The 12,962-nt window shown below is 60.2% G+C and carries 1 protein-coding gene; it reads left to right on the top strand.

All coding sequences use genetic code 11. From position 1 onward, the window contains the following. A partial coding sequence (locus AC07PQ_RS22445; RefSeq protein ID WP_493186172.1) for a two-partner secretion domain-containing protein occupies positions 1-12,957 on the top strand: 12,957 nt, incomplete at its 5' end. Between the last annotated feature and the right edge of the window lie 5 nt (positions 12,958-12,962).

Here is a 12,962-nt window from a genome sequence, read left to right as displayed (position 1 = left end):
GGCGTCGCGGCGCAAACCATCCTCAACGAAGTCAACGGCGGCAGCCCGAGCCAGCTGCGCGGCTACACCGAAGTGGCAGGGCAGTCGGCCCATGTGATCGTCGCCAACCCCTATGGCATCAGCTGCAACGGCTGCGGCTTCATCAACACCCCGAAAGCCACCCTGACCACCGGCAAGCCGGTGATCGAAAACGGCCAGCTCAGCCGTTATCAGGTCGACCAGGGGCAGGTGACCATCGACGGCGCGACGCTCAACGCCAGCAACGTCGACCGCTTCGAGATCATCACCCGCAGCGCCAGGATCAACGCCGAGATCCAGGCGAAAAACCTGACCATCGTCACCGGCCGCAACGACGTCGACGCCCGCACCCTGAACGCCACGGCCCGCGCCGACGACGGCAGCGCCAAGCCGGAATTGGCCATCGACTCCTCGGCCCTGGGCGGCATGTACGCCGGGGCGATCAGGCTGGTGGGCACCGAGGCCGGGGTCGGGGTAAAACTCGACGGCAAGTTGATCGCCAGCGGTGGCGATATCCAGCTCGATGCCAATGGCCATCTGCGCATGGTCGACGCCTCGGCGGCCAATGGCGCGGTCAAGGTCACGGCGGCGAGTCTGGATGCCCAAGGATCGGTCCATGCCGGCAGCGCACTCACTGTGCAAACCCAGGGCGACTTGAACAACCGACAAAACCTGACCGCGCGCGACAGCATCAGCCTCAGCGCCGGCGGCCGCCTGACCAACAGCGGCATCATCGAAGCCGGAGTCAATGCCGACAACAGCCGCAATGCCAATGGCGATGTCAGCCTGAGCGCGCAGCACCTCGACAACAGCGGCAAGAGCGTGATTGCCAGTCGCAATCTGACGGTGACCACGGCGCAAGCCCTGAACAACCAGGGCGGGACCTTGAGTGCGGGGCAGAGCGCCAGCGTCAGCGCCGCGACCCTGGATAACCAGAACAAGGGGCGGGTGCTGAGCAGCGGTAGCCTGAATCTGAATGCCAACCAGTTGCTCAATAGCCAGGGTGGGCTGGTGAGCAGCAATGGTGAACTGGTCGCCAACCTCGCAGCGCTGGATAACGCTGGCGCTGAAATATCCAGCCTGGCCGGGGTGACCTTGAATGTTGCCTCCCTGGATAACGTCGCCGGTCTGATAGCGGCCGGTAGCGCTCTGAATATCAATGCCAGCGGTGCCTTCAATAACCAGGGCGGCCGGGTCCAGAGCACCGGCGCTGCGCTGGTCAACAGCGCCAGCCTCGACAACAGCCAAGGCACGTTGCAGAGCAGTGCGAGCCTGACAGCGAAGATTACCGGGCACTTGCTGAACCAGGCCGGCCTGTTGTCAGCGAACGATTGGCTGGCCCTCGACAGTGCCAGTCTCGACAACCAGCTCAAGGGACGGATCGTCAGCAAGGGCGGCCTCGGCCTGAACACGGCGAGCGTGCTGGATAACCGCAGCGGCAGTGTCAGCGCCGGTGGCGTCCTGACGCTCAATGCCAACCGAGTGGATAACCGTCAGGGCGGTTCGCTGGGCGCCGTCCAGGGAATGAACCTGGGGGGCGGCAGTCTCGACAATCAGGGTGGCAGCGTCTCCAGCCAGGGCTATCTGAAACTGACGGGGACCACGCTGAATAACAGCAATGGCGGCAAACTGCTCGCCAATGGCGACATCAACCTGAAGCTCGAACAACTCGATAACCAACTCGATGGCCAGTTGTCCGGGCAGGCGGCTGTGCAGGTCAAGGCTGCGCGGTTGAACAACGGCCAAGGTGGCAATCTCTACGCCAAGGGCAATCTGGACCTTGCAGCGAGCGAGCAATTGCTCAACGCCCGAGGCACGCTCAAGGGCGATGGCGCCATTCTGCTCAAGGTCGGCAGCCTGAACAACGACGGCGGCAACCTCTCCAGCGTCAAGGACTTGAAGCTCACCAGCCTGGGCACCATCAGCAACCTGGGCGGCACTCTGGTCAGCGGCGATACGCTCGGCCTCAGCGGCGGCCAGCTCAACAACGGCGCCCAAGGCAGCATCTCCAGCACCAAGGCCCTGACGGCCAGCGTCAGCGGCCTCGATCAACAAGGCGGCAAACTGTTCAGCAGCACGGGGCTGAGCCTCGACCTGAACAACGGCCAACTGAATAACCAGGGCGGCTTGATCAACGCGCCGGGCCAGTTATTGCTGAAAAACCTCAAGGGCGTAGCGAACCAGAAGGGCGAGATTTCCAGCGATCAGGGCTTCACCCTGGCCGCGCAAACGCTGGACAACACCGACGGCAAGGTGATCAGTCAGAACGCATTGGTCCTGCGCATCGACCAAGCCTTGAACAACGTCAGGGGACTGGTGTCGGCCGATGGCCTGGATGTCCGGGCCGCTAGCATCGACAACACGGCCGGCAAGATGGGCAGCGACTCGGATCTGACCCTGAATGTCGAGGGCGGGGTGAGCAACGTCAATGGTGGGGTGTCCAGCGCCGGGTTATCGACCCTCAAGGCGGCGAGCCTGGACAATACCCAAGGTCAGCTGACGGGTGATCTTGGCCTTGGCGTCGACCTGAGCGGCGCGCTGAATAACCACGGCGGCAAGCTCGGTTCCGGCAAGGCACTGAACCTGACCGTCGACAGCCTCGACAACCGCGCCGGGGGATCGGTGCTGGCCGTCGACGGCAGCCTGACGGCAACAGTTGCTGGAGCCTTCGACAATCGGGAGTTGGGGAAGCTCAGGGCCAGCGGGGGCATCGAGCTGACCACCGGCCGTCTGGATAACCGTGGCGGCAGCCTGTCCGGCAAGGATCGGCTGACCTTGCGCAGCGACCTGGCGGATAACCGGGGAGGGCTGATCCAGGTCGATAAGGACCTGAGATTACGGGTCGGACAGTTGGATAACCGCGATAAGGGCGTGGTGACCGGCAAGGCGGCGATGGACTATGAAGGCTCGCGACTGGACAACAGCGGCGGCCTGCTCAGTGCGGTCGGTCCGTTGACGCTCAAGGCCCTGGAAGTCACCAACAGCAAAGGCCGGATCGCCAGTCAGGGCGATCTCGTCGCAACCCTCGACACCTTGAACCAGCAGGGGGGGGAGTTGGTCGCCAAAGGCAGTTTGCTGCTGACTGGCAAGACCCTCGACAATCGCGGCGGCCTGGTGGGCAGCACCCACGCATTGACCCTCAATGCCGACCAGGTGGACAACCGGGCGGGGGAGATCTCCAGTACCGAAAGCAGCCTGAGCCAAACGGGCCAGCGTCTGGACAACAGCGACGGTGGCAAGCTGCTGTCCGCTAGCGACCTGCAGCTGACCGTGGCGCAACTGATCAACCAGACCAAGGGCAAGCTGTTTGCCCAGGGCGCGGCTCACCTGACCGGCACCACACTCGATAACGCCGGCGGTAGTTTCTCTGGTCTCAAGGGCCTGGATATCCGCCTGGATGGGGCCTTGCTCAACAACACCGGATTGCTCAGCAGCGAAGAGGCTCTGACCCTCAATATCGCCACGCTGGACAACACTGCGGGCAAGCTCAGCGGCGCCCGCGCCCTGTCGCTGGCCAGCCTGGGTGCAGTGCTCAACCAGGGGGGCTCGATCATCACCGACCAAGGGTTGATCCTGTCCAGCGCTAGCCTCGATAACAGCCACAACGGCGTGATCAACGGCAAGGGTGCAACCCGTGTCACCACCGGTGTCTTGGACAACAGCCAGGGCGGCCACCTCACCAGTGACGGTGCGTTGGAGCTGACTGCCACCCAGGTCAGCAACGGCGCCACTGGCCGCATTGCCAGTGAAAAGGATCTAACCGCCAGCGTCACCGGCCTGGATCAGCAAGGCGGCGAGTTCTTCAGCAAGACCCGTCTGGAGCTGGACCTGAACAACGGTGAGCTCAATAACCGCAACGGCCTGATCAACGGGCCCGTACTGGTACTCAAGAACCTCAAGGACGTCGCCAACCAGAAAGGCGAAATTTCCAGCGCCCAGGCCTTCACCGTCGCTGCGCAAAATGTCGACAACAGCGGCGGCAAGCTGCTGAGCGACCAGGGCCTGACCCTGCGCATCGCCCAGCGCCTGAACAACCTCGACGGGCTGGTTTCCGCTGCGTCCCTCGATAGCCGCAGCGCCTCCCTGGACAACAGCCGCGGCATGATCAGCAGCCGTGGCGCTGTCGATCTGGGCGTGGCCCAGACCTTCAACAACCGCAATGGCACGCTGATCGGCGACGGGGCAGTGCTGTTGGCGGCCAACCGTCTCGACAACAGCGATGGTTCGGTGGCCGGCAAGGCCGATGTGTCGGCCACCCTCGGCACCCTCGACAACCAGAACGGTGAATTTATCGCCAGCGGTGCCCTGAATCTGACCGCCAGCGCGCTCGACAACCGCCAGGATGGCCTGGTGGCGGCTACAAAAGCGCTGAAACTCGAGGTCGGCGATATCGACAACCGTGGCGGCGAACTCTCCGGCAGCGCCGGCATCAGCCTGACCGGCAACCGCCTGGATAACAGTGACAGCGGTCAGATCATCGCGGCCATGGGCTTGAGCATGACCCTCGGCCAGGTGCTCAACCGCAATCAGGGCCTGATCGACGGCAAGGCCGGTTTGACCCTGGACGGCCAGACCCTGGATAACACCGCCGGTAAATTGCTCAGTGGGCAGGATCTGCGGTTGGGTCTGGACCGCAGCCTGACGAACGATCAGGGCCTGATCAGCAGCGAAGGCACACTCGATGTCACCGGCGCCAACCTGAGCAACGCCGGTGGCAGCCTGTCGAGCGCAGGCGCCTTGAAGGTCAAGGTCAGCGGTGCGCTTGGCAACCAGGGCGGGAAATTGGTCGGCGATGGCAGCGTCGACCTGCACAGCGCCAGCCTCGACAACCGTCAGCAAGGCGTGATCAGCGGCAAGGGAGTGGTCGGCGTGACCACTGGCGCCTTCGACAACAGCCAGAAGGGTAGCCTGAACAGTGGCGACAGCCTGACCCTCAGCGCCGGCCAGGTCACCAATCGGGACGGCGGCAGCATCGGCAGCGTCAAGGCCCTCACGGCCAGCGTTACCGGCCTCGACCAGATGGGCGGCAAGCTCTTCAGCGAAACGAGCCTCACCCTCGACCTGCATCAGGGGCAACTGAATAACCGGAACGGCCTGATCAATGCGCCGTCGCTGGTGCTCGACAACCTCAAGGACGTTGACAACCAGGGCGGTGAAATCTCCAGTGCCCAGGCCTTTGCGCTTGTCGCCGACAGCCTCGACAACAGCAACGGCAAGCTCCTCGGCAACCAGGCCGTGACCCTGCGGGTCAATCAGGCCTTGAGCAACCTCAAAGGCCAGATTGCCGCGGCGGCCCTCGATGTACGCGCCGCCAGCCTGGACAACGCCGAGGGAACCGTTAACAGCCGTGGCGATTTGAACCTGAATATTGCCGGCCTGTTGAGCAACCGAGACAAAGGCCTGATCAACGCGAAGCAGAACCTGACACTCGGCAGCGCTGACCTGAATAACCAGGGGGGAACCCTGCTCGGTGGCAGTGCCGTGACCCTCAATGCAATGGCACTGAACAACAGCGCCAACGGCTTGATTAACAGCCAGGGCGGTTTGAGCCTGACCGCCCACAGCCTGAACTCCAATGACGGCGGGGAAGTGTCGGCCAAAGGTGACATGGCCTTGACCCTGGGGGCATTGACCCAGAATGGCGGTCGCCTGCTGGGCGACAGCGGTGTGCGCCTCGATCTGTCGGGCAGTGACCTCGACAACCGCAATGGCTTGCTGATTGCCAAAGGCCCGCTGAGCATCAACCGCTTGCGCGACCTGAATAACCAGAATGGGGAGATTTCCAGCAGCCAGAGTTTCAACCTTATCGGTCGTACGCTGGACAGCAGCGGTGGCAAATTGATCAGCCAAAACCAACTCGGGCTGACAGGCGACACCTTGCTCAACCAGGGCGGCCTGATCTCTGGCTGGCAGGGGCTGGCAGTCAATGGCGGCAGCCTCGACAACCGCAACAACGGCACGCTGTCCAGCCGCAGTGGCGACCTGGATGTGAGCGTCAGCGGTGCCTTGCTCAACAGCAACGCCGGCGCGCTGGTCAGCCAGAAGACCCTGACCGTCAAGGCGGCCAGCCTGGATAACAGCGCAGGCATTCTGTCCAGCGGCGGGGCCCAGTTACTGACCGTTGGCGGGCTGTTGAACAATGCGCTGGGTGGTTCGATCGACAGCGGCGCGGCCCTGACGGTGCAAGCCATGGCCTTGAACAACGGCGGCAACATCAATGCCCAGCAGTCGCTGGGCTTTACCGGCACCACCCTGGATAACTCCGGCGGCAGCCTGGCCAGCAATGGTGCGGTGAACCTCGACCTGTTGGGCAACCTGACGAACACCAATGGCAAACTGGCCAGTGGCGGTCCGCTGGTGATCAGCCGTAGCAGCCAGATCAACAACCAGGGCGGCCAACTGGTCAGCCAGGGGTTGCTGAGCGTGCTCAGCGGTGGCCTGGATAACCGCAATCGTGGCACCGTCGCGAGCAACGACACCCTGGTCATCAATAGCTCCGGTGCTGTGCAGAACAGCGGCGACGGCCTGATCTACAGCCAGAACGGCAACCTGCAACTCACTGCCGCCAGCCTGGGCAACGCCAAGGGCACCGTGCAAAGCCAGGGCGCGTTGAACCTGGCCGTGACCGGCGATATCGACAACCAGAGCGGTCGGCTCCTGGCTCAGAACGGCGATCTCAAGGTCAGCGCCACCAATCTCGATAACCGCGGCGGTACCCTCGCCAGCCTCAAGGGCGCGCTGGAAGCGCGTGTCGTCGGCGTGTTGAAAAATGGTTACGACCTGACCAACAACCGCCAGGGCGGCATCACTCAGGCTCAGCGTCTGAACCTCAGTGTATTGGGCGGCATCGATAACTACGGCGGGCGCATTTCGGCCCAGGGCGGCGATGCACTGATCACCACCGCCAACTTCGACAACCGTAACGGCGGCCTGTATGCCAAAGGCCTGGTCAAGGTCAGCGGCAATGATTTTGATAACAGCGGCGACAACGACGGCCAGATCGCCGGTCACCAGGTCGACCTCAGCCTCAATGGTCACTTGAACAACCGCATGGGCATCATCGAGAGCGACAGCACCCTCAGCGTGCGTGCCGCCAGCCTCGACAACCAGACCGGCCAGCTGCGTGCCCTGGGCGGCAGCGGCAAGACCGACTTCCAGATCGGCGGCCTGTTCGACAACCGCAACGGCAGACTGGAAACCGCCAACAGCGACCTGACCCTGAATGCCGCAAGCTTCCAGAACCAGGGTGGCAGCTTGTTGCATGTGGGCAACGGCACTTTCGATATCGCCACGGCCAACGTCACCAATGCCGGTGGCAGTCTCGTCACCCGAGGCGGGCTGACGCTCGCCGCCGACAGCTGGACCAACAGCAGCGTGATCCAGGCCGGGCGCCTGACCATCAACGTCAACAACCTGACCCAGACCGGCAGCGGGCAATTGCTGGCTTCTGACCGCTTCGTCGGTACGGGCGGCAATTGGTTAAATGACGGAGTAATTGCCAGCGACGGCAGTTTGAGCATATCCCTCGGTGGAACCTATTCAGGAAGTGGGCGTGTCAGCAGCCTGGGTAACCTGACCTTGAATGCTGGGCAATTGATGTTGGCTAGTGCAGGCGGCATATCCAGTGGCGGAACAACTGAGGTGGGGAGCGCCGGTTCGCTGATCAATTACGGACGATTGACCGGAACGGAGGGTCTCAAACTCTTGGCCGCAAGTGTCACAAATTATGGGACGTTGGGTAGTTCTCAGGATCTTACGTTGACCACCAACTCTCTCACGAATGACCATGCCTTGATTTTTAGTGGCGGTAATATGTCGCTGCGTGTTGGCGACTTCAATAACAGTTACGCTGATGTTTACAGTTTGGCGAACCTGAAGATTGATCGAGACGGAGTAGGTGGTCTCGCCAATAGTATCGTCAATAGCTCATCATCGATTCAAAGCGATGGCAGTATGAATCTAGCTGCTAACAGAATAGAGAATAATCGGTCAGAGTTTAGCTATAAGGATGCTGGTATATACACTGGGCGTATTACCGAAATTGCCTGTGATCCCTCATATGGGGCTGATTGTAGTGGGAGTCGTCAGAACGGTTTTTTTGAGGTTGCCCTTCGTAACAAGTTGGAGGTTACCTCTGCCTCTAAAGAGTCAAGTATCGGTGCTGGTGGCGATCTTGGTTTTTATGGTGATACTCTGCTTAATCGCAGTAGTACTATCGCTGCTGGAGGTGGTCTTCTAGCAAGAGTTAAGAGTCTGACGAATATTGGTGTAGTTTCTGGAGAAACAGAAAGTAGTAGTACCTATATGACTTCTTCTAACTATTTGCACGGGGAGGCCCAAAAAGGCGCAAATATGTTTAATGCGCTATATTGGTTTGAAAATCCTGGTTATAGTGAGATTGAGACAAGTCGGCCATATTTAGAGGAGTTCTTATCGAACTTTATAAGTGTGACGCATCATGAAATTACTAGCTTGCATAAAGTCACGCCATTGACGACGGGTGATCAAAGCTATGCGGCGGTGATTCAGGCTGGCGGTAAGGTTGATGTTGTAGCCGAGAATAACTTCAATAATAGTGTGGTTCGTAATGACTATTATTATATTGCAAATGGTGTGCGGGCTGATACTAAGGCGTCTGGGACCAATAATAGCGGCCGAGTTAGTCTGAACGCTCAGCTCCCGCCTGATCTTGCCCAGCAACAAGTCAACCCGCTGAGCCTGCCCGGCTTCACATTACCAACAGGGCAAAACGGCCTGTTCCGCTTGAGTGGGCAGGGCGCAGCGGTGCAGCAGGCGACCCAGGCCAATAGCGGGCCGCAAGACTGGAGCATGGGCAGCGCCTCGGTCAGCACCGCCCAGCGTCAACAGAACCTGCCGGATATTCAGGCGCGTAGCTTCCAGATTGCCGATGTTGCCCCAGTGGCCTCCAGCGATCGGCAACTGACCCGGGTTACCCGCCAGGTCACCGACAGCAACGTGGGTGCCAGCGCGATTGATGTCAGTGCCCCGGCCGACAATGGCGGCAACCTGCTGTTGCCAGGCTATGAAGGCCATGCTGGCGCGATCACCCAGGTGGGAGCCGTGCAGGTCGAAGGCGCCAGCCATAGCGCAGTTGCCACGGGGCCGGACCTGAGCGTGCCAACGCTGCCGCTGGCCCCCTCGACCGGCGTGACCACGCCTGGGAACAGCCAAACCCCCGGCCCAATGGTCGCGACACCAGTGGCCAGCCAGACCCTGGCCCGGGTGCAGGGCCTGCCGGATAGCAGTTTCAAGCCCAATCCGCAGAAGTACCTGATTGAAACCAATCCGGTGCTCACTGAGCTGAAACAGTTCATGAGCTCGGACTATCTGCTCGCCAACCTGGGCTATAACCCCGACGAGAGCCAGAAGCGCCTGGGCGATGGTTTCTATGAGCAGAAGCTGATCCAGCAGGCGGTCGTCGCCCGCACTGGCCAGCGTTTTATCGACGGCCAGACCTCGGACGAAAAACTCTTCAAGTACCTGATGGACAACGCCATCACCAGCAAGCAGCAGCTCGGCTTGTCGGTGGGTGTGACGCTGACCTCACAGCAGGTCGCGGCGCTGACCCACGACATCGTGTGGCTCGAAGAGCACGAAGTGAATGGGGAAAAAGTGCTGGTACCGGTGTTGTACATGGCCCAGGCCGAAGGCCGCCTCGGCCCAACCGGTGCCTTGATTGCCGGTAACGATGTCAGCCTGATCGCCGGGCAGAACCTCGACAACGTCGGCACCCTGCGCGCCACCAACAACTTGTCGGCCACCGCAGGCAACAACCTGGTCAACAGCGGCCTGATCGAGGCCGGCAAACGCCTGGACCTGCTGGCGGGCAACGACATCGTCAACAAGGCCGGAGGCATCATCGCCGGGCGTGATGTGACGATGACCACGATTAGCGGCGATGTGCTCAACGAGCGCAGCGTCACCTCGGCGGACAGCGTGGCACGGGGCTATTCGCACAAGGATTACGCCAACAGCGCCGCGCGTGTCGAAGCCGCCAACGACATGAGCATTTCCGCCGGTCGTGACCTCAGCACCCCTGGCGGTGTGCTGCAAAGCGGCCGGGACATGATCCTGAACGCGGGGCGCGACGCCAATCTGGTGTCCACTGAGCTCAGCAACAGCCTGGTGCTGGGTAAAAAGCACTACAGCAGCGATATCACCCAGATCGGCGCCGAGGTCAGTGCCGGCCGCGACCTGACGATCAAGGCCGGTCGCGACATCAACGCCATCGCCAGCGAAATCGAGGCCAAGCGCAACATCGCCATGGCGGCCACCGAGAACCTGACACTGTCCTCGGCGGCCGACGAGCAGCACTCCTACGAAAAAACCAAGAAAGTCACCCGTCAGGAAGACCACGTCAGCCAGATCGCCACCACCCTCAACGCCGGCGGCGATGTCTCGCTCAGTGCCGGCAAGGACATGGCGCTGATCTCCAGCCGTATCACTGCCGGCGACGAAGCCTACCTGGTAGCTGGCAACAACCTCGAATTGCTGGCGGCGCAAGACAGCGATTACTCGCTGTACGACAAGAAGAAAAAAGGCAGTTTTGGCAGCAAGCAGACCAAGCGCGACGAAGTCACCGATGTGAAAAACATCGGCAGCGAAATCACCACCGGTGGCGACCTGACCCTGGTCAGCGGTGGAGACCAGAAGTATCAGGCGGCCAAGCTGGAAAGCGGCAATGACCTGACGTTGCAGAGCGGTGGGGAGATCACCTTTGAGGGGGTGAAGGATCTGCATCAGGAGAGCCACGAGAAGACCAACAACAACGCCGCTTGGGTTTCCTCCAAAGGCAAGGGCAATACCGACGAAACCCTGCGCCAGACGCAGATGCTGGCCGCCGGCGACATCGTGATCAAAGCCGTTGACGGCTTGAAGATCGACGTCAAACAGGTGGACCAGCAAACCGTCAGCCAGAGCATCGACGCGATGGTGAAGGCCGATCCGCAATTGGCCTGGCTGAAACAGGCAGAAGCACGGGGCGATGTGGACTGGCGGCAAGTGAAGGAGATTCACGAGTCCTTCAAATACAGCAACTCGGGGCTGGGGCCGGCTTCGCAGATCATCATTGCGATTGTGATGGCGGCAGTGGTTGGGCCTGCCGCCGCCGCCATGGCCGGCGGCGGTACCGCAGGCGCCATGGTCGGTGCTGTTGCAGCAAATGCATCGACAAACGCAGCAGTCAGCGCCGTCAATAATCGCGGCAATCTTGGCGCGGTATTCAAGGACGTGACCTCTTCCGATGCGATGAAGGGGTATGCAATCTCGGGTATTACCGCGGGTCTCACGGCCGGCTATTTTGATAAATGGACTGGCACCGAAACCAACACGGCGATAGGAAAGGTCACCGTCCCGCCCTCTCTGGGTACCTGGAGTGGCGTTGGGCAGTTTGCCGCCAATCAGACGCTGCAGAGCGGTACCTCCATGTTGCTGAGCAAGGCCCTTGGACAGGGCGGTAGCGCCAGCGATGCCCTGAAGAGTGCCTTGTTCAACACCCTGGCGGCGGCGAGCTTCAACGCGGTGGGTGACTACACCAAAAATGTCCTGGCGGACGGTTCGTTACCTAAGATCGCGGTTCACGCGATGGTGGGCGGATTACTGGCTAAGGCTACCGGAGGTGATTTCAAGACCGGTGCTTTGGCGGCGGGGGCGAATGAGGCGCTGGTTACCCATCTGGACAAATTGGTGGGCGGAAATGAAAACCTGCTGACCATGAGTTCGCAGATCGTCGGAGTGCTGGCGGCAGCCGGGCAGACAGATGCTGATGCGGCCAAGATGGAGAAGGGTAGTTGGGTTGCAAAGAATGCAACGCAGTACAACTGGCTATTGCATAAGGAGATAGAGGCAGCAGATCAGGCGCGGGAAGGATGCAAGGCGCGTGGAGGGGATGTTACAGGCTGTCAGAACAGGATTACCCAGGCTATGGACAGTCTGGACAAGGCCCGCAATCTTGAGCGCACAGAGCAGGCTCGACAGGTACAACTGGCTGCCTATCAACAGGGCATGACAGGGGAAGAGTACCAGCAGGCTTTAAACAGCTACTGGAACGGCATCGATAAGAGTCAGGTTGTCTGGTCTGGCTATGGTCCTGCGAACGAATGGGGATACATCGCCAGTGGAATGGGAGCCGGCTTTGTTGATGCGGCTGTGAACTGGCCTGGCAAGGTTTACGACAACACTGTCAATACGCTGACCCATCTGACGGATATTCCAGGCAATATCGTTCAGGCAGGCAAGGCGGGTATTGACTGGCTCAATAGCCCGATTCCTGCGCAAAGCCTGGAGCGCGCTGGTGACCAGTTGCTGTTTTCGACGCCAGATAAGTTAGGCTCTATAGTCTTCGACGCCGCTACTGGGGCGATCACAGCAGGTATTGGTGGTAAGGCTGTTGAGTGGGTTGGTGGGAAGTGGGTTGGTGCAAAAGGGCCAAGTCAGATCGTTGTGCGCAGCGATAACGATTTCAGCGCAACAGTCAACGGAAACGGCAAACCCAAAGCGTATATCAATGAAAACGGCGATTTGGTTCCACCCAACATCAATGGGACTGGCAGCGTCCAAACGCACGTGCGTGGTGGTAACCCTGAGAATTCGCCGTATATATCTGTTACTGATCCAAGTGCAACGTCGAATCCGAAAAATTATGGCACCGATAAAATTGAGATCGACGTAAAGCGCTTGCAGAAGGACATTGATTCCGGTGTACTTCCAGATACCAAGTTTTTGACGAATCAACAGGTGGCAGCAGAATTGCAATCGAAAGTGGATGCGGCTCGTGCAAGGTATACAAACAACCCATCTCGAAATAACAAAGATTCGTTGATTAACGCGGAGAGAGATTTGGGGAACGCTACGCGCGATGGTGAGTGTTTGATCAAGGGCTGTGTGCCGGTCGACTATATTAAAACGGTAAAAAAATAGGTTTT

It is taken from the genome of Pseudomonas sp. GW821-FHT09E12, from assembly GCF_059416085.1.
This window is presented reverse-complemented; position numbering and strand designations above follow the sequence as displayed.